20 protein-coding genes and 1 tRNA gene are annotated in these 23666 nt (G+C 72.3%); 10 read left to right on the top strand and 11 right to left on the bottom strand.

The features are described 5' to 3' along the window. Positions 1 to 122 precede the first annotated feature (122 nt). The 4 genes from QRN56_RS17655 (at position 123) to QRN56_RS17640 (ending at position 3673) form a co-directional block, all read left to right on the top strand. Positions 123 to 848 (top strand): response regulator transcription factor, encoded by a 726-nt coding sequence (locus QRN56_RS17655; protein WP_182619482.1) that lies wholly within the window; start codon positions 123 to 125, stop codon positions 846 to 848. Continuing rightward, a complete protein-coding gene (locus QRN56_RS17650; RefSeq protein ID WP_285105420.1) occupies positions 841 to 2406 on the top strand; it encodes a sensor histidine kinase in 1566 nt (521 codons plus the stop codon). Before QRN56_RS17655 ends, QRN56_RS17650 begins: the two co-directional genes overlap by 8 nt. 105 nt (positions 2407 to 2511) lie before the next feature. Then, positions 2512 to 3216: an HD domain-containing protein gene (locus tag QRN56_RS17645; RefSeq protein ID WP_285105418.1), complete on the top strand. Its 705-nt coding sequence runs from the start codon at positions 2512 to 2514 to the stop codon at positions 3214 to 3216. A 130-nt stretch (positions 3217 to 3346) separates the two neighbouring features. Then, positions 3347 to 3673 (top strand): WXG100 family type VII secretion target, encoded by a 327-nt coding sequence (locus tag QRN56_RS17640; RefSeq protein ID WP_350224583.1) that lies wholly within the window; start codon positions 3347 to 3349, stop codon positions 3671 to 3673. Between the two features lie 111 nt (positions 3674 to 3784). Here the strand turns inward: QRN56_RS17640 and groL are convergent, their stop codons facing one another. From groL to QRN56_RS17610, 6 genes are all read right to left on the bottom strand, one after another. Next, a complete protein-coding gene (gene groL / locus QRN56_RS17635) occupies positions 3785 to 5413 on the bottom strand; it encodes a chaperonin GroEL (RefSeq protein ID WP_285105416.1) in 1629 nt (542 codons plus the stop codon). Between the two features lie 204 nt (positions 5414 to 5617). After that, entirely contained in the window at positions 5618 to 7138 is a 1521-nt protein-coding gene (locus tag QRN56_RS17630) for a phytoene desaturase family protein (RefSeq protein ID WP_285105414.1), read from the bottom strand. Between the two features lie 290 nt (positions 7139 to 7428). After that, a complete protein-coding gene (locus QRN56_RS17625; RefSeq protein WP_036964095.1) occupies positions 7429 to 7632 on the bottom strand; it encodes a cold-shock protein in 204 nt (67 codons plus the stop codon). Between the two features lie 204 nt (positions 7633 to 7836). Continuing rightward, entirely contained in the window at positions 7837 to 8493 is a 657-nt protein-coding gene (locus QRN56_RS17620) for a LytR C-terminal domain-containing protein (protein ID WP_285105413.1), read from the bottom strand. A 42-nt stretch (positions 8494 to 8535) separates the two neighbouring features. Then, positions 8536 to 8832 carry a DUF3263 domain-containing protein gene (locus tag QRN56_RS17615; RefSeq protein WP_285105902.1) on the bottom strand — a complete coding sequence of 99 codons (297 nt, stop codon included), beginning with the start codon at positions 8830 to 8832 and terminating at the stop codon, positions 8536 to 8538. Positions 8833 to 8944: 112 nt separating this feature from the next. Next, positions 8945 to 9661, bottom strand: coding sequence for a uracil-DNA glycosylase (locus QRN56_RS17610; RefSeq protein WP_285105900.1), 717 nt, complete (start codon positions 9659 to 9661; stop codon positions 8945 to 8947). Between the two features lie 100 nt (positions 9662 to 9761). Here QRN56_RS17610 and QRN56_RS17605 point away from each other — a divergent pair, with 100 nt between their 5' ends. The 3 genes from QRN56_RS17605 to QRN56_RS17595 all read left to right on the top strand — a co-directional run bounded on the left by QRN56_RS17605 (position 9762) and on the right by QRN56_RS17595 (position 12869). Then, on the top strand, positions 9762 to 10616 hold the full coding sequence (locus tag QRN56_RS17605) for an SGNH/GDSL hydrolase family protein (RefSeq protein ID WP_502928818.1): 855 nt from the start codon (positions 9762 to 9764) through the stop codon (positions 10614 to 10616). A gap of 134 nt (positions 10617 to 10750) precedes the next feature. After that, positions 10751 to 12286: an MFS transporter gene (locus QRN56_RS17600; protein ID WP_285105411.1), complete on the top strand. Its 1536-nt coding sequence runs from the start codon at positions 10751 to 10753 to the stop codon at positions 12284 to 12286. 34 nt (positions 12287 to 12320) lie between these two features. Continuing rightward, a complete protein-coding gene (locus QRN56_RS17595) occupies positions 12321 to 12869 on the top strand; it encodes a TetR/AcrR family transcriptional regulator (protein ID WP_285105410.1) in 549 nt (182 codons plus the stop codon). 64 nt (positions 12870 to 12933) lie between these two features. Here the strand turns inward: QRN56_RS17595 and QRN56_RS17590 are convergent. From QRN56_RS17590 to QRN56_RS17580, 3 genes are all read right to left on the bottom strand, one after another. Continuing rightward, positions 12934 to 13009 (bottom strand) — tRNA-Thr (locus tag QRN56_RS17590). Between the two features lie 134 nt (positions 13010 to 13143). After that, entirely contained in the window at positions 13144 to 13989 is an 846-nt protein-coding gene (locus QRN56_RS17585; RefSeq protein ID WP_285105408.1) for a DsbA family protein, read from the bottom strand. A 121-nt stretch (positions 13990 to 14110) separates the two neighbouring features. Further along, the gene (locus QRN56_RS17580) at positions 14111 to 15925 is read right to left on the bottom strand and encodes a protein kinase domain-containing protein (protein ID WP_285105407.1); all 1815 of its coding nucleotides are present in this window, start codon (positions 15923 to 15925) and stop codon (positions 14111 to 14113) included. Positions 15926 to 16100: 175 nt separating this feature from the next. On the opposite strand from QRN56_RS17580, the gene otsB reads away from it, so the two are divergent. The 3 genes from otsB to QRN56_RS17565 all read left to right on the top strand — a co-directional run bounded on the left by otsB (position 16101) and on the right by QRN56_RS17565 (position 21145). After that, positions 16101 to 18431 (top strand): trehalose-phosphatase, encoded by a 2331-nt coding sequence (gene otsB / locus QRN56_RS17575; RefSeq protein ID WP_285105406.1) that lies wholly within the window; start codon positions 16101 to 16103, stop codon positions 18429 to 18431. Positions 18432 to 18582: 151 nt separating this feature from the next. Further along, on the top strand, positions 18583 to 19701 hold the full coding sequence (locus tag QRN56_RS17570; RefSeq protein ID WP_285105404.1) for an ABC transporter ATP-binding protein: 1119 nt from the start codon (positions 18583 to 18585) through the stop codon (positions 19699 to 19701). A gap of 199 nt (positions 19702 to 19900) precedes the next feature. After that, positions 19901 to 21145: a DUF4032 domain-containing protein gene (locus QRN56_RS17565; RefSeq protein ID WP_502928817.1), complete on the top strand. Its 1245-nt coding sequence runs from the start codon at positions 19901 to 19903 to the stop codon at positions 21143 to 21145. A 7-nt stretch (positions 21146 to 21152) separates the two neighbouring features. Here QRN56_RS17565 and rlmB read toward each other — a convergent pair whose 3' ends face one another. Together rlmB and cysS are read right to left on the bottom strand one after the other, a co-directional pair. Beyond that, positions 21153 to 22142, bottom strand: a complete 990-nt coding sequence (gene rlmB, locus QRN56_RS17560; protein WP_285105400.1) for a 23S rRNA (guanosine(2251)-2'-O)-methyltransferase RlmB — start codon at positions 22140 to 22142, stop codon at positions 21153 to 21155. A 95-nt stretch (positions 22143 to 22237) separates the two neighbouring features. Continuing rightward, on the bottom strand, positions 22238 to 23665 hold the full coding sequence (gene cysS, locus QRN56_RS17555; RefSeq protein WP_285105398.1) for a cysteine--tRNA ligase: 1428 nt from the start codon (positions 23663 to 23665) through the stop codon (positions 22238 to 22240). Position 23666: the final 1 nt, after the last annotated feature.

Below are 23666 nucleotides of genomic sequence, written 5' to 3'. Positions count from 1 at the left end.
TGTGCGCCGAATCGCGGAGCCGAGGGCCGTCCGACGGGGCGACGTCCACCCGCGGCGAGAGCCCGGGGGATTTCCCGGGCGAAACTCAGGCAGTGTTCAGGAACCAGCCGCACACTGGAAACATGGCTACTCCTGAGGCGCGTCTGGTCGTCGTTGACGACGAACCGAACATCCGCGAGCTCCTGTCCACGTCCCTGCGCTTCGCGGGCTTCGAGGTCCATGCCGCCGCGGACGGCAACGGCGCCCTCCAGCTCGTCCGCGACGTGGAACCGGACCTCGTGGTGCTCGACGTGATGCTCCCCGACATGGACGGCTTCACCGTAACGCGCCGCATGCGGGCGACCGGCCGGCACACCCCCGTCGTCTTCCTCACCGCGAAGGACGACACGCAGGACAAGGTGCAGGGCCTCACCGTGGGCGGCGACGACTACGTGACCAAGCCGTTCAGCCTGGAGGAGGTCGTGGCCCGGATCCGCGCGGTGCTGCGCCGCACGGGCGTCCCCGCCCCCGAGGAGGAGGCCGTGCTGCACGTGGGCGACCTCGAGATGGACGAGGACTCGCACGAGGTGCGCCGGGCCGGCGTCGAGGTCGACCTGTCGCCCACGGAGTTCAAGCTGCTGCGCTACCTCATGCTCAACTCCGGCCGGGTCCTGTCCAAGGCGCAGATCCTGGACCACGTCTGGCAGTACGACTGGGGCGGCGACGCGAACATCGTCGAGTCCTACATCTCCTACCTGCGGCGCAAGATCGACACGCTCGAGGTCGAGGGCGAGACCCTGCCCCCGCTGATCCACACCAAGCGAGGCGTCGGTTACCTGCTGCGCGCCCCGCAGCCCGTCCGTGCTTAGGGAGCGCCTCGCCGGAATCCCTCTGCGCGCCAGGCTCGTCGCGATCATCTCGCTGCTGCTGGCGGCGGGGCTGGGTATCGCCGGCATCGCCACGACCACGGTGGTGTCGGGCTTCCTGGTCCAGCAGGTGGACGACGAGCTGCACACGGCCGCGCTCGACCCGATCGGCATCATCCAGTCCACCTCCGGCCAGGCCCTGCCCAGCGACTACTACGTGCTGATCGAGAACGAGAGCGGCAAGCAGACCCAGCTCGGGAACTCCGCGATCACGCGCTTCGGCACGCCCGAGCTGCCGACGGTGACGTACGAGCAGGCCGTCGCCAGCGGCGGCGAGCCGTTCACCGCCGCCGGGGCGACCGGCACCGGCGACAGCGGCACCGAGAGCGGGACCGGCGACGGCCCGGACACCGGCACCGAGAGCTGGCGCGTCATCACGCTGGGCGCGACCTACCCGAGCGGCGAGCGCGCGGTCGTCTATGTCGCGCTGCCGCTGGTGGGCATGGACAAGACCGTGTCGATCCTGACCCGCACCCTGATCATGTCGGGCCTGGGCATCGTGCTGCTCGGCGGGCTCACGGCGTGGCTGCTCGTGGAGCGGTCGCTCCGCTCGCTCCGGTCCGTGGAGCACACGGCCGCGCAGATCGCGGCGGGCGACCTGACGCTGCGCGTCCCCGAGGCGCCCGCCGGCACCGAGATGGGTTCGCTGGCGGCGTCGCTCAACGCGATGCTGACGCAGATCGAGCGCGCCTTCGCCGCCCAGGAGGCCTCCGAGGTGCGCATGCGGCAGTTCGTCTCGGACGCCTCGCACGAGCTGCGCACGCCCGTCGCGACCATCCGCGGCTACGGCGAGCTGTACCGGATGGGCGCCCTGGACAGCTCGGACAAGGTCGACGACACGATGTTCCGCATCGAGGACGCCGCCCGCCGCATGGGCACGCTCGTCAACGACCTGCTGGTGCTCGCGCGCCTCGACGAGGGCCGCCCGGTCGCCCGCGAGGACGTCGACCTGGTCGCCCTCGCGCGTGACTCCGCCCAGGACCTGCACGCGCTGGACCCGACGCGCGACGTCACCGTCGTGCCGCTCGCCCCCGACGCAGGCCCGGAGGACCCGGCGGCGCAGGTCCCCGACAAGCTCGTCGTGGAGGGCGACGGCGACCGCCTGCGGCAGGTCCTGACCAACCTCATCGGTAACGTCGCGCGGCACACGCCGGCGGGCACACCCGCCGAGATCGCGCTGGGCGTGCTCCCGGCGTCGCCGGGAACGAACGGAGCCGCGCAGAACGGCGGGAAGGCGACCACGGACCCGGGCGCCCCGGCGTCGGGCAGCAGCGCCGTCCTGGAGGTGCGCGACCACGGCCCCGGTCTCACGGAGGAGCAGGGCCGGCGGATCTTCGAGCGGTTCTACCGCGCGGACTCGTCCCGCACGCGGGAGTCGGGCGGTGGCTCGGGGCTGGGCATGGCGATCGTCGCGGCGATCGTGGGCACGCACGGCGGGCACGTCGAGGTACGCCAGACCCCCGGCGGCGGCCTCACGGTCCGGCTCACGCTGCCGCTCTGACCCCGAACCGTGATCACGATCCCGTGACGGTGGTAGCCGCCACTGACCGTTTCGGTAATAGGCTGGTCGTGGAGTGACCGACATCGACCGTAAGGCAGAGTTCACATGGGCGTGCTGACGTCTGACGCGCCGCAGTGGTTCCTCAAGTCCTTCGTCCGCAGTGCGGTGGGCGCGGGGGCCACGGCGGACACCGAGGCGATCGAGGCGGTCGGCCAGTCGCTGCTCGACCGGTGGGCCGACGAGAACCGGCACTTCCACAACCTGCGCCACCTGGCCTCCGTGCTGCACCGGGTGGACGAGCTGGCCGAGGAGACGCACGAGCCGGACCTGGTGCGCCTCGCCGCCTGGTACCACGGCGCGGTGTTCAACGCCGAGCGCAAGATGGCGGACGCCTCACAGGGCGGCGAGCAGACCACGGCCTCCGCGGCCCTCGCGGACAAGGAGCTCACCGAGCTCGGGGTTCCCGACCGTGCGGCGGACCGGGTCGCCGCCCTGGTCAACGCCATCGTGCGGCACGCACCCGACCCCGCGGACTTCGACGCCGCGGTGCTGAACGACGCCGACCTCGCGATGCTGGCCGCCGAGCCGCAGCGGTACAAGGACTACAAGTCCGCGGTGCGCGCCGAGTACGCGCACATCCCCGCCGAGGACTACCTCCGGGCCCGGATCCGCGTGATCGAGCGGCTGCTCGCCCGCAAGTCGCTCTTCCTGAGCCCCATGGGCGCCGCGTGGGAGGAGCCCGCGCGGCAGAACCTCGACATGGAGCTGCACCGGCTGCGCAAGGAGCAGGCGAAGCTCGAAACGGCCTGACGCCACCCGCGACCGACCCTCCGGACCGCCGCGCAGCGGTTCGAGCGCGACCACACCGCGAGCTTTCGCGCCCCCGTGCACAGGTGGCCCCGGGAGCCCTCCGCCGTCGGCCAGCCCCTGCCTACCGTCGGTGGACGACGCTGGACGGACCGGCGTGCGGGAGGTGATGACCATGCGGTTCGAGGTCGACAGCGACCAGGTGGAGCACGCGAGCGCGGCGGTGGCGGGCTCGGTGGCCACGGTGCGCACCGAGGTGGGGGCGCTCATGCGCAACCTCGACGCGCTGCAGGCGAGCTGGCAGGGACCGGCCGCCGCGGCCTTCGGCGGGACGGTCGCGCAGTGGCGAGGCGCCCAGGCGCAGGTCGAGGGCGCGCTGGACGCGATCCAGGCCGCGCTCGCCGCCGCGGCCCGCACCTACGCGGAGGCGGAGGCGGCCGCGACGCGCATGTTCTCCTGACCAGGAGCAGGCGGAAAAGTCCGACGCCGGCCGGTCACCCTCCGCGTGAGAGGTTGACCGACCGGCGTCGGACGGGTGCGCAGGCCGAGGCCCGAGCGGTTCAGGCAGGACTCAGAAGTCCATGCCGCCCATGCCACCGGTCGGGTCGCCGGCGGGGGCCCCGACGGGCTCCGGCTTGTCGGCGACGACGGCCTCGGTGGTGAGGAACAGCGCGGCGATCGACGCGGCGTTCTGCAGCGCGGAACGGGTCACCTTGACCGGGTCGTTGACGCCCGCGGCGAGCAGGTCCTCGTACACGCCGGTCGCGGCGTTCAGGCCCTGGCCGGCGGGAAGGTTGCGCACCTTCTCCGCCACGACGCCGCCCTCGAGGCCGGCGTTCACGGCGATCTGCTTCAGCGGGGCGTCGATCGCGGCACGCACGATCGCGGCACCGGTCGCCTCGTCACCCTCGAGCTCGAGCTTGGCGAACGCGACGGCACCGGCCTGGATGAGGGCCACGCCACCACCGGCGACGATGCCCTCCTCGACGGCAGCCTTCGCGTTGCGGACGGCGTCCTCGATGCGGTGCTTGCGCTCCTTGAGCTCCACCTCGGTGGCCGCGCCGGCCTTGATGACGGCCACGCCGCCGGCCAGCTTGGCGAGGCGCTCCTGCAGCTTCTCGCGGTCGTAGTCCGAGTCGGACTTGTCGATCTCGCTACGGATCTGGTTCACGCGACCGGCGATGAGGTCGGCGTCGCCGGCACCCTCGACGATCGTGGTCTCGTCCTTGGTGACGACGACCTTGCGCGCCTGGCCCAGCTCCTCGAGCGTGGCGTTCTCCAGCTTGAGGCCCACCGTCTCGGTGATGACCTGGCCACCGGTCAGGATCGCGATGTCCTGCAGCATGGCCTTGCGGCGGTCGCCGAAGCCCGGGGCCTTGACGGCGACGGACTTGAAGGTGCCACGGATCTTGTTCAGCACCAGGGTCGCCAGGGCCTCGCCCTCGACGTCCTCGGCGATGATGAGGAGCGACTTGCCCGACTTCATGACCTGGTCGAGCAGGGGCAGCATGTCCTTGACGTTCGAGATCTTCGACTCGACGATCAGGACGTACGGGTCCTCGAGCACGGCCTCCTGGCGCTCGGGGTCCGTCTCGAAGTAGCGGGCCAGGAAGCCCTTGTCGAAGCGCATGCCCTCGGTGAGCTCGAGCTCGAGACCGAAGGTGTTCGACTCCTCGACGGTGATGACGCCTTCCTTGCCCACCTTGTCGAGGGCCTCGGCGATGAGCTCGCCGATCGCCGGGTCGCCGGCCGAGATGGCGGCCGTGGCAGCGATCTCTTCCTTGGTCTCGATCTCCTTGGCGGCGTTCAGCAGCTGCTCGGTGACGGCCTCGGTGGCCTTCTCGATGCCGCGCTTGACGGCGATCGGGTTGGCACCGGCGGCAACGACACGCAGGCCCTCCTTCACGAGCGCCTGGGCGAGCACGGTGGCGGTGGTGGTGCCGTCACCCGCGACGTCGTCCGTCTTCTTGGCGACCTCCTTGACGAGCTCCGCGCCGATCCGCTCGTAGGGGTCCTCGAGCTCGATCTCCTTGGCGATGGAGACACCGTCGTTGGTGATCGTGGGGGCGCCCCACTTCTTGTCCAGAACGACGTTGCGGCCCTTCGGGCCGAGCGTGACCTTCACCGTGTCGGCGAGCTGGTTGAGCCCGCGCTCCATGCTCCGACGAGCAACCTCGTCGAAAGCGATGATCTTGGCCATGGGGATGAATCCTCCGCTGGTGGCTTGTCCAGGCCGGCCGGTGCCCGCGACGGACGGCAACCGCCTCGACGACCATGTCTCGCCGCGGCAGGAGGCCTCACCATTCGACCCTGCTGTCACTCTCCAACGGAGAGTGCTAAGACATTATTGGCACTCGGACCTTGAGAGTGCAAGGCGCGTACACCGCGGGCGAACGCGGGGCGCCTACCCCGGCGCCAGCCCCGGCACGTGGCGGACGTCGAACTCCCGCACCAGCGCCCGGCGCGCGGCGTGCCAGCCGCCCATGCCGTGCACGCCCGGCCCCGGCGGGGTCGACGCCGAGCAGAGGTACACCCCCTCGGCGACCTGGTACGGGTCGGGGGCGAGGGTCGGCCGCGCGATCATCTGCCACATGCTCGCTGCGCCCGCGGAGATGTCGCCGCCCGGGTAGTTCTGGTTGTGGCGCTGCATCTGGTCGGCGGGGATGCACCGCGCGCCGACGACGACGTCGCGGAAGCCGGGCGCGAAGCGCTCGATCTGCCGCGTGACCGCCTCGGTGACGTCGTGCGTCGAGCCGGCGGGCACGTGGGCGTAGGTCCACAGCGGCCGCGTGGCGCCCCGCACCCGGCCGGGATCGGCGACGCCCGGGTCGCTGAGCAGGACCATCGGGTGGTCGGGATGCACCCCGTGCGCGACGGCGTCCTCCGCGATCACCATCTCCGCGCGGGACCCGCCCACGTGCACGGTCGACGCGCGCCCGACGTCGGGCACCGACCAGGGGACCGGGCCCGACAGGACGAAGTCGACCTTGGCGGCCGCGTTGCCGTACCGGAACCTGCGCAGGGCGGCACGGCGCGGCGCCCGGATCCGGTCCGCCAGGACCTGCAGCACCGTGGTCGGCGTGGTGTCGAAGAGGACGGCGCGCGCCGGCGGGAGGTCGTGCCAGTCGTCGACCCGGCGGCCGGTCTCGACGGTGCCGCCGTGCGCCCGGAGGTCCCGGACCAGGGCGTCGGTGATGGCCTGCGAACCGCCCACCGGCACGGCCCAGCCGCCGTCGGCGTGCGCGAGGGCTGCGAGGAGCAGGGCCGTACCCGCCCCCGCGTACGACGGTTGCGGCGTGATGGCGTGCGCCGCGACGCCGGTGAGCAGGGCCTTCGCCTCCTCGGTGAGGAACCGTCGCTCCCAGCGCGGTCCGCCCTGCTCGAGGAGCGCCGCACCGAACCGCAGGCCGGGCCGGACCAGGGAGGCCAGGCCCCAGGTCTCCGACGCGTGCGCGCCGTGGTCGCGCACGCCCTCCAGCATGCCGCGCACGGTCCTCTTGTCCCCCAGCGCGAGCGCGGTCACCTGCCGCCAGCTCTCGGCGAGCGGTCCGAGCAGGTCACGCCAGGCATCGCCGTCCGCCCCGAGGCCGTCGGCCGTGCGGGCCAGGTCACGCCACGCGATGCCCGCGCGGTCGCCGCCGAGCGGCTGGGCGTAGGCGGCCTCGGGCGCGACGAGCTCGACGCCGTGCGCCGGCAGGTCGAAGGCCCGGAAGAACGGCGAGGCCCAGGCCATGGGGTGCACGGCGGAGCAGAGGTCGAAGAGCAGGTCGTCGGCGAGCTCCGGGACGGGGAGCGTGCGCGCGCCGCCGCCGACCGTGGGCTGGGCCTCCAGGACCCGGACCCCTAGCCCCGCGCGGGCGAGCGTCACCGCGGCCGCCAGGCCGTTCGGCCCGGAGCCGACCACCACCGCGTCGAGGAGCGTCACGCCCCCATCGAATCATGGGTGCGCGACGAATCACGGTGCGGCGCCGGACCATGGGGCGCGTCGGGCGCGCGTCGTCCCAACCGTTCTCGCGGGGCAGGGGGGCCGGGCGAGAACCAGAGCGAGCAGCCGCGGTACGGGGCGGCTGCTCGGTGGCGTCGGGCATCGTCGTCCGACATGGTGCGATACCGGTCGTCGTCGACCGTCCAGTGCGGACGCCGGGGTCTGGGTCCCAGCATCCTCGGGGGGCGGCGGGCGACGGGTGGGCCTTTCCCACCCGTCGTCCCATCGAATCAGAGTGGACGAACCTGCTCTGCCTGCGGACCCTTCTGTCCCTGCCCCACCTCGTACTCGACTTCCTGACCCTCGTCGAGGGACCGGTAGCCATCGCTCTGGATCGCACTGTAGTGAACGAAAAGGTCCTGGCCGCCGGCGGTCGGGGTGATGAAGCCATACCCCTTCTCGGCGTTGAACCACTTGACGGTGCCCTGGGCCATGCGTAGTTCTCCTTGTACCTCTGCACGGGCCACTCGGTCGACCCGTGGTGGTTCGAGCCTAGTGGTCCGTCTCACACCAGGGAACCCTCTATGCCCGGTATGCGGCATTAAGCGCATGGCGAACGCCCAGGTCAGAGGGCTGCAAACGGCCGCTTGTCAAGGAATATCAACATGGTGGTACAGGCTGGTAAACCCAACCGAGGGTCAGCCCATCGTCGAGGGCCGGGTCACGACGACCACCCACACGGCCTCGGGCGAGCTCGAAACCGCCGCCGACTCGACCATGTTCGCCTCCGGGATGCCGAGCAGCGCCGCGGTGTAGGCAGCGGTCTCCGCACGGTCGGCACCGTAGAGAATGGTGTTCTCCGTGTAGGTCGCGCCGTCCGGGGTCTGCGGCTCCTCGCGCAGCGCCGCGCCGGCCACGTCCTGCCCCATCAGGTACTCGGCGGTCTCGCCGGCGAGACCTGCCTCCTGCCCGACGTTGTAGACGGCGACCTGGGCGGTCAGGTCCGCACCGGCCTTCAGCGCCGCCGGGTCGGCAGGGCCACCGGTCTCCGCCGACGGCTCACCGCTGGGCTCGCCCGACGGCTCACCCGAGGCCTCGCCCGACGCCGAGGCGGACGGCGATGCCGGGGCCGAGGCCGAGCTCGACGGGTCGCCCGACGCCTCCGCCGGTTCCCCGTCGCCGGAGAGCAGTGTGATGCCGCCCCACGCCACGGCGGCGCAGACTACGGCGACCAGCAGGAACGGCCAGGCCGAGCTCCAGCCGCTGCGCGGTGCACGGTGGACACCCACCGGTGCGCCCCCGGGGACAGCGACGTCGAACTCGTCGGGCGGGTAGGGGTAGCCACTCTTCGTCACGGCAGAGAGAGTAGCGGGTTGTTGTGACGGATCGGTGCCTTCTCAGTGGTTCTCATCCGCCAGACGGCGTGCAGATCGTGCTCTCTGCCGGGTCGACCGGAGCCTGCGCAGGCGCTTGACCAGCATCGGGTCGTGCTCCAGGGCGGCCGGGGAGTCGATGAGCGTACTGAGAACCTGGTAGTACCGCGTGGCCGTCAGGCCGAACAGCTCACGCGCCGCCTCCTCCTTGGCGCCGGCGTACTTCCACCACTGGCGCTCGAACGCGAGGATCTCGCGGTCCCGGTCGGAGAGCCCCTTCTCCCCGCCCGCGACGGCGGGGGCCTCGACGTGGGCGACCAGCGTCTCGCCGGTCCCCCCGTAGGTCGGAGGAACAGTCCTGTCGTTCACCTGAGTCCTTTTCACGTTGTCTGCACGCCGGCCGTCCGCCGGCGCCAAGGGCGGCCCGCGATCGTTACGGCAGGCGCCAGTCGACGGGCTGCGCGCCCTGCTGCTCCAGGAGCGCGTTGGCTCGCGAGAACGGCCGCGACCCGAAGAAGCCGCTGCGTGCCGACAGGGGTGACGGGTGCGCGCTCTCGACGACGGGGACGTCACCCAGCCACGGCTTGAGGTTGCGCGCCTTCGCGCCCCACAGGATCGCCACGAGGGGGCCGCCACGGGCCACCAGCGCGCGGATGGCGGCCTCCGTGACCTCTTCCCAGCCCTTGCCCGCGTGCGAGTCGGAGGAGCCCGGACGGCAGGTCAGCGTCCTGTTCAGCAGCATGACGCCCTGGTCCGCCCAGGGCCGGAGGTCACCGTTCGACGGGATCGGCAGGCCGAGGTCCTCCTGCAGCTCCTTGTAGATGTTGACCAGCGACCGCGGGACCGGCCGCACGTCCGGCTGCACCGAGAAGGACAGGCCCATCGCGTGCCCCGGCGTCGGGTACGGGTCCTGGCCCACGATCAGCACGCGCACGTCCGCGAGCGGACGCTTGAACGCGGCGAGCACGTTCTCCCCCGCCGGGACGTAGGTACGCCCCTCGGCGACCTCGTTGCGCAGGAAGTCGCCCATCGCATGGATGCGGGGCTCGACGTCGGCCAGGGCCTCGGCCCAGTCCGGCGCGATGACCTGCGACAACGGGGGCCGGCCAGCGGCAGCGGCGGCGTCGGCAGGGGGTGTCGGGTTCACGATGGTCTCCACGTTCAGGAGGTTACCGGCACCCTCCGACACTGACGCCCTGTGCTGCCCGACACACCCACTTGTGACGACTCCTCACGGTGTTGGCGCGACAATGGGCACCGTGAGCGCGACGACGACCCCAGAACCGGAAGGCCCCTCCACCACTCCCTCCGCGACCGCCCCCGTCCGCTGGACGCGGTACATCGCCATGGGCGACTCCTTCTCGGAGGGCCTGTGGGACCCCTATCCCGACGCCCCGGACGTGCAGCGTGGCTGGGCGGACAACCTCGCCGCCGCGCTCTCCGCCCGCCGCATCTCGGCCGGCGAGGCGCCGCTGGAGTACGCGAACCTCGCGATCCGGGGCCGCAAGCTGCGCCCGATCGTCGCCGAGCAGCTCGGGGTCGCCCTCGACGCCCAGCCCGACCTCGTCTCGCTGGTCGCGGGCGGCAACGACATCCTGCGCGCCACGGCCGACATCGACGCGATCTCGGCCGCGCTGGAGGACGCCGTCGCCACACTCCGCGCCACCGGCGCCGACGTGCTGATGGGCACCGGCTTCAAGGCGGGGGCCGCCCTGAGCTGGACCAACGGCCGCGTGGGCATCTTCAACGCGAACGTCTGGTCCATCGCCCGGCGCCACGGCGCGCACGTCGTGGACCTCTGGGGCATGCGCGCCCTGGCCGACCTGCGCCTCTGGTCCTCCGACCGCATCCACCTCACCCCCGAGGGGCACCAGCGGGTGGCGAACGCCGCGCTGGTCGCGCTCGGCCTCGAACCGGACGACGCCGGCTACGACGTGCCGCTCGACGCCGCCCCGCCCGCGGCCTTCCGCGAGACGGCGCGCGCCAACGCCGCCTGGATGCGCCAGCACGTGGGCCCCTGGGTCAAGCGGCGCCTGACGGGCACCTCCAGCGGCGACGGGCGCACCGCCAAGTGGCCGACGCCGGGGGTCTGGCCGCGCGCGTAACCCCCCGGCACGGCCCTACACTTTCGAGGGTGAATCTCAGAGGCTCCCTGGTGCTCGCACCGGGGAGCCTCTGACGTCTCCGCAACCCTGCCCTGGCCGCGTAACTTAACCTTCTAGATGGTACATTTACAACCATGACGATGAGCCCTCCGCGCAGTGCGGGCACGTCCCAGCTCAGCACCGGACGACGCTGGACCCTCCTGGTCACCGTGGGCACCGGCCTGCTTCTGATCACCCTGGACAACTCGATCCTCTACACGGCGCTGCCGACTCTCACGCGCGAGCTCGACGCGAGCTGGAGCGAGAGCCTGTGGATCATCAACGCCTACCCGCTGGTGATGACCGGGCTCCTGCTCGGCTCGGGCACGCTGGGCGACCGGTTCGGGCACCGGCGGATGTTCGTGGCCGGCCTCGTGGTGTTCGGGCTCGCCTCCTTCCTGGCCGCGACCGCGCCCACGCCCGAGGTGCTGATCGCCGCGCGGGGGCTGCTGGCCGTCGGCGCCGCGGCGATGATGCCGGCCACGCTGGCCCTGATCCGGGTGGCCTTCGTCAACGAGCGCGAGCGCAACATCGCCATCAGCGTGTGGGGCAGCCTGTCCGTCGTCGGCGGTGCCCTCGGGCCGATCGTCGGCGGCGTCCTGCTGGAGCACTTCGCCTGGGGCTCGATCTTCCTGATCAACGTGCCGGTGGTCCTGCTGGCCGTGATCGTCGGGCTCGCCGTCGCGCCCGAGGACGACCCGCACCCTGCGACCCGGTGGGACTTCGTCTCGTCCGTCCAGGCCCTGGTCACGCTGGTCGGGCTCGTGGTCCTGATCAAGGAGGTCGCCCGCGCCGACCGGTCCGGGACCGTCGTCCTCGGGGCGGCCGCCGTGACCGTCGTGGGCTGGTGGGTCTTCGTGCGCCGGCAGCGACGGCTGCCGTTCCCGCTGCTCGACCTGTCGATCTTCCGCAACGCCGCGTTCTCGTCCGGGGTGCTGGCGGCGGCGATCGCCATGTTCGCCATGGGCGGCCTGCAGCTCGCCACGACGCAGCGCTTCCAGCTCGTGGCCGGGTTCACCCCGCTGGAGTCCGGGCTCCTGGTGGCCGCGATCGCCCTCGGCTCGCTGCCGTCCTCGCTCCTGGCCGGGGCGTTCCTCCACGTGGTGGGCCTGCGGGTGCTGATCGGCGGCGGCCTGGCCGTGGGCGCCGCCGGTGTGGCCGGGACGCTGTACGGCGTGCAGCACGGGACCGAGTGGCTGCTGCTCGCCGGCCTGCTCGTGACGGGCCTCGGGCTGGGGGCGGCGATGTCGGTGGCCTCCACCGCGATCATCGGGAACGTGCCGGCCCGCCGCGCCGGCATGGCGTCCTCCGTGGAGGAGGTCTCCTACGAGTTCGGCAGTCTGGCCGCCGTGGCCCTGCTCGGCTCGCTGCTGACCACCATCTACACCGCGACGGTCCGCCTGCCCGTCGACGCCCCCGTCGAGGCGAGCCGGTCCATGTCCGACGCCCTGACCGCCCCGGGCACCGGCCCCGAGGTGCTCGCCGCCGCGGGCCAGGCCTTCGGGAACAGCTACTTCGTGGTCATGGTGGTCTGCGCCGCGGTCCTGGCGGTCGGCGCTATCGTCACAACTGTGCTGCTCCACGCCTACGGGCCGGGATCGGCATCCTCCGCCTACGGTTCGGGTCACTGAACCGCTCCGACCGCGACGCCCCGCAGGAGACCCCGTGCGACCGAGCAACCGCGACCGCATCCTCGAATCCGCCGTGCGCCTGGTCCAGCGCGAGGGCGTCAGGGCCGTGACGTTCGACTCCGTGGCGGCCGAGGCCGAGCTGACCCGCGGCGGGATCATGTACCACTTCCCTTCCCGCGAGGGGCTGCTCGTGGCCATCCACGAGCACCTGGCCGACCGGTGGGAGGCCACCCTGGAGGCCGACGCCGGCCGCCCAGCCGACCAGCTCACCCCCGACGAGCGGCTGGCCGCCTACATCCGCGTGAGCGCCCAGGCCGCGACCCGGGCGGAGCTGCAGCTCATGCTGGAGGCCGCGACCCGTCCGGAGTGGGCGGGCCCGTGGAGCATGGTGCTGGACCGGTGGGCGCCCGTGCCCGACGACGCCGAGGCCGACCCTGCCTCGATGTCCCTGCTGGTGGCGCGCCTCGCCGCCGACGGGCTGTGGATGTTCGAGTCGCTCGCCTACCGGTCGATGCCCGACACCCAGCGCCGCGCCGTCGCGGAACACCTGGTGCGCGCCGTGGCGGGAGCTCCCCAGGCCTGACGCCCGTTCAGGAGCCCTCGACGCGGGACAGAGCAGGCCCGGAATCCCAAGGATTCCGGGCCTCTGGAGCCGCCTGTCGGGTTCGAACCGACGACCTTCCGCTTACAAGGCGGGAGCTCTACCAGCTGAGCTAAGGCGGCGGGCGGGGAACAGCCTAACGGTTCCTCCGGCCCGAGTCCGAGTCGAATCCCCGCGCGTCGCCGAGACGCCGCGGGAGACAGAGCGGCGGGGCCCCGGACCGCAGTCCGAGACCCCGCCGTCGACTCGCCCGCTGCTACTCGGAAGGCTCCGCGGAAGGCTCGTCGGAGCTGGCGGCCTCGCCCGTGATCGCCTGGGTCAGCGCGCCGGGGGTCTGCCAGTCCTCGAACCGCTCACCGTCGATCACCACGGTCGGCGTCCCGAAGCCGCCCTGGGCGTTGAACAAGGCCTCGTCACTGGTCGCAAGCTCCGTGGACGCGGTGACCCACTCCCGGTAGGTGTCCGTCGCGTCGCCGTCGGTGATGCCCGCGGCGACGTCGGCCGGCACGCCCGCCTGCTCGGCGACCTGCGCGATCTGCTCGTCGGACAGACCCGCGGTGTTCTCCTGCGGCTGGCTGGCGAACATCGCGTCGTGGAACGCGGCGAACTGCTCCGGGGCGCGGTCGGCGACCCAGGCCGCCGCCGACGCCGCACGCGTCGAGTACTCGGTGCCCTGCGAGGTGCGGTCCAGGATCGAGACCGGGTGCACCACGAACGTGACGTCACCGGCCTCGCGCATCTCGGTGATGCTCGCGCTGTTGGTCTGCTCGAACTGGCCGCAGATGGGGCACATGTAGTCGACGTACACGTCGAGCGTCTTGGCGCCCTCGTTCGAGGTGCCCGCTGCGCCGTCGGCGCCGACCGGGATGCCGGTCTCCTGCACCACGCCGGCCGGGACGTTGTCGACCTTCTCCATGGGCGTCTTCTGGGACTCCATGAAGATCATGACGACAGCCACGACCAGGATGATGACTCCCAGCCCGAGCGCGCCGAGCACGATCAGGCGGTTGCGCTTCTCGCTCGCCTGCTGCTTCTTCTGGAGTGCAAGGGCCTCGGCACGGGCCGCGTCGCGGCGCTGTGCCTTGGTCTGATTCGTCGACATCGGGGTCCTTCGAGATGCGGGCCAATGGGGCGAGGCGCGACACGCGCCTCCATCAAGCCTACTAGCGTTCGCTGGGAGACTGCTGAACGTTTCTGTACGATCCGGACACCCGGATCAGGGGTCACCAGGTCACGGCGGGCCGGTCGTCCAGCGGCCACCAGACGACGTCCACGGAGCCGCCGAACAGGGGCAGCGCGGCGAGCACGGCGAGCGCCAGCACGACCAGGGTGACGACCGTCTTGGAGCCCTTGGTCGGGGCGATCCGGCGCAGCAGCGGCCCGGCCCCGACCCGCGTCCCGTACGACGCCGGCCCCCACCACGTCACGACCACGGTGACCAGCATGGCGACGGCGAGCACAAGGCTGTCGACGATCGGCTCGTTCATGCCGCCCACGGACCGTGCCTCGACGGTCGGGATGGGGGCGATGATCACGTTGCCGGGCGCGAAGACCACCAGTCCGAGCAGCACCACGATGACCCCGGCGCAGATCCCGACGGCCACGGCGGGCAGCACGCCGAACACGGCGCGAACGAGGTGCCACGGGGACACGAGGGTCGCCACGAGCGCGTCGCTGCGGCTCGGCCCACGCCGCGCGCGGCGGCTGCGGAACTCGTCGACGGCGATGCCGGCCAGACGGGTCACCACGAGCAGGACCACGAGCACGGCGACCGCGGCACCGGGCCGGGTCGCGGCGAGCGTCATGAGGGCGACGGTGAGCGTCAGGAACAGCGTGCGGTAGCCGGTGACCCGTGCGGGGTTCACCGGCTCCGGCAGGAGGGCGGTCCCGCCCGACGGCGTGCCCGGACCCGGCGAGCCGGACGCCCGGCCCGTGACCGACCGGCCCTTGGCCTGGCCGGCGCCCTGCGCCAGGTCGCTCACGCCGCCCACGGGGTTGGGGTTGCGCGCGGCAGCGGCGGCTCCTGCCGCCGCACCGACGCCGACACCGCCGGCCGCCTCGGAGACCGGTCGCCGGCGGGGCAGCAGGCCCTTCGGCATGACGCGCGTCGAGCCGGCGTCGGCCGCGGCCACGGTGGTCCCGTCACCGGAGGTGTCGAGGACCGTCGTCTCCGGGCCGCCCTCCCCCGTCGTCGTGGCGACGAAGGCGTCCGACTCGGCCTTGAGCGCCCGCGCGACCTCGTTCGGTCCCCAGCGCTCCGCGGGTACGGCCCGGAGCGCCGCCGCGAGCGCCCGGCCGGCACGCGGCTGGAGCCCGTCGAGGTCGGCCCGGCCCTGCCGCGAGCGGCGCAGCACGAGCTCGGTGGGCCGCACGCCGAAGGGCGCGCGGCCGGTGCCCGCGAAGGCGAGGACGGCCGCCCAGGACCACCAGTCGGTGTCGGGGCCGGGCTCGGCGCCGTCGAGCAGCTCGGGCGCGAGGTAGCCGGGGGTGCCCATGACGAACCCGGTCCGGGTCGCCCGCACGTCGCCCGGGCCCTGCGCGAGCCCGAAGTCGATCAGGACCGGTCCGGTCCGTGCGATGAGCACGTTCGACGGGGTCAGGTCCCGGTGCACCACGCCGGTGCCGTGGACCGCCTCGAGCGCGTCGGCGAGCTGGTCGGCGAGCTCGAAGAGGTCCCGGGAGTCCAGGGGGCCGCGCGCGTCGATCTCCTCCTCGAGCGTGGGGCCCTCGACGAGCTCGGTGACGATGAACGCGTCGGGTCCTTCGAGCTCGGCGTCCAGCACCCGGGCCACCGCGGGGTGCCTCAGCCCCTGCAGCGCGGTGGCCTCGCGGCGCAGCCGCTCGCGGGCCGCCCGGTCGTCGAGGTGGCGGTGGAGCATCTTGAGCGCCACGGCGTTCCCGCCGTCGTCCTGGGCGCGGTAGACGGCGCCCATCGCGCCCGACCCGATCTCGCGCACGACCGTGTACCCGCCGAGCTTCGTACCGGCAGCGGGGCCGGCGCCGTGCGGGGGCGCGATCGAGGCCTCCACCTCCTCCATGAGGCACACCGTAGCCGTCACCGACAGCGGACGCCCGCCAACATCCAGCCCCTGACCAGCACCGCGACGGGCCGACGTTCGAGTGGAGCGAGACATCGTTACTCTGAGCAGGGAAGAGACCTCGTTACTCTTGACGCAGCAGAGCGAGAATCATCCACACATAAGGAGCAGTACATTGCCGGGTAAAGACGGGTACGATCTGGTCGTCGTCGCGAACCGGCTCCCGGTCGACTTCTCGGTCGGCACCACCGGTGACCTCACCTGGCAGAGGTCACCAGGCGGCCTGGTCACGGCACTCGAGCCGGTCATGCAGGGCGCCGACGGCGCCTGGGTCGGCTGGTCCGGCGCCCCCGACCTCGCGCACGAGCCCTTCGAGGCCGACGGGATGCTGCTGGTCCCGGTCACGCTGAACGCCGTCGAGATCGAGCGGTACTACGAGGGCTTCTCCAACGGGACCCTCTGGCCGCTCTACCACGACGTCATCGAGCGCCCCGACTACCACCGGCAGTGGTGGGACGCCTACCGCCGGGTCAACCAGCGCTTCGCCGACGCCGCCGCGGAGCAGGCCGCGGAGGGCGCCGTCGTCTGGGTGCACGACTACCAGCTCCAGCTCGTCCCCCGCATGCTGCGCGACCTGCGACCGGACCTGCGGATCGGGTTCTTCGACCACATCCCGTTCCCGCCGGTCGAGCTGTTCGCGCAGCTCCCGTGGCGACGGCAGATCATCGACGGACTGCTCGGCGCGGACCTCGTAGGCTTCCAGCGCAACGGCGACGCGGCGAACTTCGTGCGCTCGGCACGGCGGCTGACCGGGTTCACCACGCGCGGCCCCGTCATCACCATCCCGGACGCCGACGGGCGGCCCGGCCGGCACGTGCGCGCGTCGTCGTTCCCGATCTCGATCGACTCCCACCGGTTCGACACGCTCGCGCGCACCCCCGAGGTCCAGGCCCGCGCCAAGGAGATCAAGGCGGACCTGGGGAACCCGGACACCCTGATGCTGGGCGTGGACCGCCTCGACTACACCAAGGGCATCCGGCACCGCATCAAGGCCTACGGCGAGCTGCTCGACGACGGCCGCCTCGACGTCGAGCACGCCACGCTCGTGCAGGTCGCGAGCCCCAGCCGCGAGAACGTGGGCGCCTACCAGGATCTCCGCGAGCACGTCGAGATCCTCGTGGGCCGGATCAACGGCGAGTACGGCGAGCTGGGCCACTCGGCGATCCACTACCTGCACCACTCCTACCCGCCGGAGGAGATGGCGGCGCTCTACCTCGCGGCCGACGTGCTGCTGGTGACCTCGCTGCGCGACGGCATGAACCTCGTGGCCAAGGAGTACATCGCCGCCCGCTCCGACGAGCGCGGCGCCCTGGTGCTGAGCGAGTTCACGGGCGCGGCCGACGAGCTCTCCCCCGGCCCGCTGCTGGTCAACCCGCACGACATCGACGGCATGAAGGACATCATCGTGGCCGCCGCGACCATGGACCCCCGGGAGCAGCGCCGCCGCATGCGGCGCCTGCGCCGCAAGGTCCTGGCCGACGACGTGGCCAAGTGGTCGGAGACCTTCCTCGGGGTGCTCACGGCAGTCCCGCCGCGGCCGCTCAGCGTCGACCCGCGCTCCGCGGAGCCCCGGCACCACAACCTCCGGGACGCGCTCACGGCGTTCACCACTGTTCCCGACGGCATCCCCGCCAAGGGCCGGCTCGCGCGCATGGGCAACGGGAGCGGACGGCGCAGGAAGCCGACGACGGGCTGGCTGCTCGCCTCCGACTTCGACGGGACGCTGGCGCCGCTCGTGGACGACCCCAAGTCGTCGACCATGACGCGCGCTGCGCGGACCGCGGTCGAGCAGCTGCACGCGCTGGCGCAGGAGGCGCCCGTGCGCCTCGCGTTCGTCTCCGGCCGCGACCTGTCCGACCTCGCCGAGCGCACCGTCGCCCCCGACGGCACGTTCCTCGTGGGCAGCCACGGCGCTGAGGCCGGGCGGGCCACCGCCACCGGCGTCGACCAGGTGCCCTTCCAGCTGACGACCGTCCAGTCCGGCCAGCTCGACGCGCTCGTCGCGGGCTTCGAGTCCGCGGTGTCCGGCCGCGAGGGGGCATGGGTACAGGTCAAGCCCGCCGCCGCCGTCGTGCACACGCGCCTGGCGAGCGTGGACGACGCCGCCGCCATCACCGTGGCCGCCGACGAGGTCGCGGCCAACCTGGGGCTGCCCGTGATGCACGGCAAGGACGTGGTCGAGGTGTCCGTGGTGACCACCAGCAAGGGCGAGGCGCTGCGCCGGCTGCGCGGTACCGTGGCGGCCGAGCTGGGCGTCGAGAAGGTGCGCGTCCTGTACGCGGGTGACGACACCACCGACGAGCAGGCCTTCGGCGCGCTCGAGGCCGGCGACCTGTCGATCAAGGTGGGCACGGGCGACACGCTCGCCTCCCACCGCGTGCCCGACCCGGACGCGCTCGCCGCCGTCCTGGCCGGCCTCGCCCGCACGCTGCGCGGGGAGGACTGACCCGTACGTGACCCGGTCGATACCGCGGCCTTGACCAACCGGGGTACGATCGCGCTGCAACAGTGTCACCGCCGACACGCGAGTGGAAGCAACGGCACCCGACCACAACGGATCGTCCGGCACGTACCTGCCGGTGGAGGGATGTTTTCTCATGGCTACGGTCACTTTCGACCACGCGACGCGCGTCTACCCGGGCACGGAGCGCCCGGCCGTCGACCAGCTGAACCTGGAGATCGAGGACGGCGAGTTCCTCGTCCTCGTCGGCCCGTCCGGCTGCGGCAAGTCCACCTCCCTGCGCATGCTCGCGGGTCTCGAGGACGTCAACGGTGGGCACATCTTCATCGGTGACCGCGACGTCACCGACGTGCAGCCCAAGGACCGCGACATCGCGATGGTCTTCCAGAACTACGCGCTCTACCCACACATGTCGGTGGCGGACAACATGGGCTTCGCCCTGAAGATCGCCGGCACGCCCAAGGCGGAGATCCGCCAGCGTGTCGAGGAGGCCGCGAAGATCCTCGACCTCACCGAGTACCTCGACCGCAAGCCGAAGGCCCTCTCCGGTGGTCAGCGTCAGCGTGTCGCCATGGGCCGCGCCATCGTGCGTCAGCCGCAGGTGTTCCTCATGGACGAGCCGCTGTCGAACCTCGACGCCAAGCTCCGCGTCCAGACCCGCACGCAGATCGCGTCGCTGCAGCGCCGCCTGGGCGTCACCACGGTCTACGTGACCCACGACCAGACCGAGGCCCTGACGATGGGCGACCGCATCGCGGTCCTCAACGCCGGCATCCTGCAGCAGGTCGGCACCCCGCGTGAGATGTACGACCGCCCGAACAACGTGTTCGTCGCCGGCTTCATCGGCTCCCCCGCCATGAACATCGGCACGTTCGACGTCAAGGAGGGCCAGGTCAAGGTCGGTTCGGCCAGCGTCCCGCTCGACCGCTCCATCGCGAGCAACCTCGCCGAGGCCGACGGCGGCAAGGTCACCCTGGGCTTCCGCCCCGAGGCCCTCGACGTCGTCTCCTCCGGCACCGCCGGCTCGTTCGAGGTCGAGGTCAACCTGGTCGAGGAGCTCGGCTCCGACGCGTTCGTCTACGGCTCCCTCAAGGGCGACGCCGCCGACGTCGACCTCAGCGCCGGCGACACCAACCAGGTCATCGTGCGCATCGACCCGCGCGGCGTGCCGGACAAGGGCGACGTCATCTCCGTCGCCATCCAGGCCGGTCACTCGCACGTGTTCTCCGCGACCACGGGTGAGCGCCTCGGCTGAGCCGAAGCGTGACCACGGGCCCGGCCACCGGGCCCGACCCCTCGGCTCGCCGAGGGAACGGTGACATCCTCGGGGTGTGTTGCTCGGCGTAGACAATGTCTGCTCCGAGCAACACACCCCGCAGGCCTTTCATGACTCCGCCCCGGCGGATTCCCCGCCCTGCCCGGCCCACCGGCCGGCTCAGCGCAGAATGGTGCCCATGCCCCAGCAGAACCTGCAGATCACGGCGGTCGCACCCGACCCGACTCTGCTGGACCTCCCGTGGGACGTCCCCCTGGCCGAGTGGCCGGACGAGGTCCTTGCCGCGCTGCCCCAGGGCATCTCGCGGCACGTGGTCCGCTTCGTCAACCATGGTGGCCGCGTCCTGGCGATCAAGGAGATCGGCGAGAGCGTCGCCTACCGCGAGTACGCGCTGCTGCGCCAGCTGCACCGCATCGAGGTACCCTCCGTGGTCCCCGTGGGCGTCATCACGGGCCGCAGCGCGCCCGACGGCGACCGGCTCGAGGCCGTGCTGATCACCGAGCACCTGCCGTTCTCCCTGCCCTACCGCGCCCTGTTCAGCCAGGACCTGCGCCCCGACACCGCGACGCGTCTCATCGACGCCCTCGCGGTGCTCCTGGTGCGCCTGCACCTCGTCGGCTTCTACTGGGGCGACGTGTCGCTCTCCAACACGCTCTTCCGGCGTGACGCCGAGACCTTCGCCGCCTACCTGGTCGACGCCGAGACCGGCGACATGCACCGCCAGCTCACGGACGGCCAGCGCAACTACGACGTCGACCTGGCGCGCACCAACATCATCGGCGAGCTGATGGACCTCGCCGCCGGCGAGCTGCTCGACGAGGACGTCGACGAGGTGTCCATCGGCGACGCCCTGGTGGAGCGCTACCAGGAGCTGTGGGCCGCGCTGACCATCTCCGAGGCGTTCGACTCCGAGGAGCGCTGGCGCGTCGCCGCCCGCATCGAGCGGCTCAACGACCTCGGCTTCGACGTGGGCGAGCTGGAGATCACCACGGACATCGACGGCACCAAGGTGCGCATCCAGCCCAAGGTGGTCGACGCCGGGCACCACTCCCGCCGCCTGTTGCGTCTCACAGGGCTGGACGTGCAGGAGAACCAGGCGCGCCGCATGCTCAACGACCTGGACAGCTTCCGGGCCGCGACCGACCGGCAGAACGACCAGGAGCAGATCGTGGCGCACGCCTGGGTGCGCCAGGTGTTCCGCCCGACGATCGACGCCGTGCCCCGCGAGATGCGGCGCAAGCTGGAGCCCGCGCAGCTCTTCCACGAGATCCTCGACCACCGCTGGTTCATCTCCCAGCAGGCGCAGCGGGACATCCCGCTGCCCGAGGCCGCGGCGTCCTACGTGGAGAACGTGCTGCGGCACCGCCCCGACGAGGACGCCCTGCTCGGCCTCGCACCGGGCGAGGCCGAGCAGCAGGCCTAGCGGCGGCCTAGCTGGCCTCGGCCCGCTGCCTGGCCACCTCGTAGAGCGTGATCCCCGCCGCCACGGCGGCGTTCAGCGATTCCGTCGTGGCCGCGATCGGGATCGAGACCACCGCGTCGCACGCGTCGCGCACGAGGCGGGACAGACCCTTGCCCTCCGACCCGACCACCAGCACCAGCGGGTCGTTCGCGTACGCGAGCTCGCCCACGGGCATGTCGCCGCCCGCGTCGAGCCCCACCACGAAGCAGCCGGTCTTCTTCAGCTCGGCGAGCTCGCGCGCCAGGTTGGTCGCACGGGCCACGGGCACGCGTGCGGCGGCGCCCGCGGACACCTTCCACGCCGACGCCGTCACGCCCGCCGCGCGCCGCTCCGGGACCAGCACGCCGTGCGCGCCGAACGCCCCGGCGGACCGCAGCACGGCCCCGAGGTTGCGGGGGTCCGTGACACCGTCCAGCGCCACGATCAGCGGCGGCTCCCCGGCCTCGGCCGCGGCGTCGAGCAGGTCGTCGGCGTCCCGGTAGTCGTAGGCCGGCACCTTCATCGCGACGCCCTGGTGCACGGCGCCGTCGGTGATCTTGTCCAGGTCGAGGCGCGACGCCTCGAACATCGGCAGGCTGCGCGCGTGCGCGATCTCCAGGATCTCCTGGGTGCGGTCGTCCGACTCCAGGCGCGAGGCCAGGTAGATGCCCTCGGTGGGCATCTCCGCGCGCAGCGCCTCCAGCACGGCGTTGCGGCCGGCGACGACCTCGGCCGCCCCGGCGCCCTTGCGGCCCGCGCCACGCCCGCCCGGGCTCCCCGGACGGCGTCCGCCAGCGGTGGCCCGCTTCTCGGCCGCGACCTTGCGCTGGTGCGCGGGGTGGTACGTGCGGTCCTCCGCCTTGGGGGTCGGGCCCTTGCCGCGCAGCGCCTTGCGGCTGTGGCCGCCGGTGCCGACCTGCGCGCCCTTCTTGGAGCCGGCCTTGCGCACCGCACCGGCGCGCTTCGAGTTGCCTGCCATCGTGTATCTCGTCTCTCAGCCGGTGGTCGAGCTTGTCGTGACCACCGCGGGTCTCGGTCGAGGTGGTCCCGACAAGCTGGACCACCAGGGAAAGTTCAGGAGAGGGACCAGCGGGCCCCGTCGGCGTTGTCCTGGACCTCGATGCCCGCGGCCGCGAGGCGGTCCCGGATCGCGTCGGAGGTGGCCCAGTCCTTCGCGGCACGTGCCTCCGCGCGTGCCTTGAGCTCCGCGGCCACGAGCCCGTCCAGGGCCGTCGCGTACCGGTCGTCGCCCGACGTCGACCACTGCGGGTCGGCCGGGTCCAGGCCCAGCACGTCCAGCATCGCACGCAGCGTCACCAGCTCGTCACGGACGGCGTCGTCGCTCCCGGAGGCGAGAGCCGTGTTGCCGGCCCGCAGGTGCTCGTGCACGACGGCGAGCGCCTGCGGCACGTTCAGGTCGTCGTCCATCGCGGCGGCGAACGCCTCGGGGACCTCCGCCTTGGCGACCTCCTCGGCCGGGACGTCGCCCACCCGCTCCGAGGCGCGCGTGACGAAGCCGGACAGGCGCTCCCACGTGGTGCGCGCCTCGTCCAGCGTGTCGGGCGCCCACTCGAGCATGGACCGGTACTGCACGGCCGCGAGCGCGTAGCGCACCACGGGGGCGGGCGCCTGGGCCAGCAGCTCGCTGACCAGCAGCCCGTTGCCCAGGGACTTCGACATCTTGACGCCGGCCTGGGTGACCCACGCGACGTGCATCCAGCGCTGCGCGAACCCGTAGCCCGCGGCCCGCGACTGCGCCTGCTCGTTCTCGTGGTGCGGGAACCGCAGGTCGAGGCCGCCGCCGTGGATGTCGAACGTCTCGCCCAGGTAGCGGCGGGCCATGGCGGAGCACTCCAGGTGCCAGCCGGGGCGGCCGCGGCCGTACGGGGTGTCCCAGGACGCCGACTCCGGCTCACCCGGCTTGGGCGCCTTCCACAGCGCGAAGTCGTGCGGGTTCTTCTTGGCCGCGGCGGCGGACCCCGCCGTGGCCTCCGCGCCCTCCTCGGGGCTGAGGTCCTCGACCCGCTGCCGGGTCAGCTCGCCGTAGGCGGGCCAGGAGTGGACGTCGAACCAGACGTTGCCCACGCCGGTGGAGTAGGCGTGCCCCTTCTCGACCAGGCGCTCCATGAGCGCGACCATCTCGGGCACGCTGCCGGTGGCCCGCGGCTCGTAGGTGGGCGGGATGACGCCGAGCGCGTCGTACGCCTGGGTGAACACCCGCTCGTACAGCGCGGCGTGCGCCCACCACTCCCGGCCGGCGGCGGCCGACTTGGCCAGCACCTTGTCGTCGATGTCGGTGACGTTGCGGATCAGGGTGACCTTCAGGCCCCGCCGGGTGAGCCACCGGCGCAGCACGTCGAACGCGATGACCGGGCGCAGGTGGCCCACATGAGGAGGTGCCTGCACCGTGGCGCCACACAGGTAGATGCCGACCTCGCCCGGGGTGATGGGGGTGAAGTCGCGCACCTCGCGCGCAGCGGTGTCAAACAGGCGAATAGTCACC

The organism is Promicromonospora sp. MEB111, assembly GCF_030209445.1.
GTDB lineage: Bacteria > Actinomycetota > Actinomycetes > Actinomycetales > Cellulomonadaceae > Promicromonospora.
This window is presented reverse-complemented; position numbering and strand designations above follow the sequence as displayed.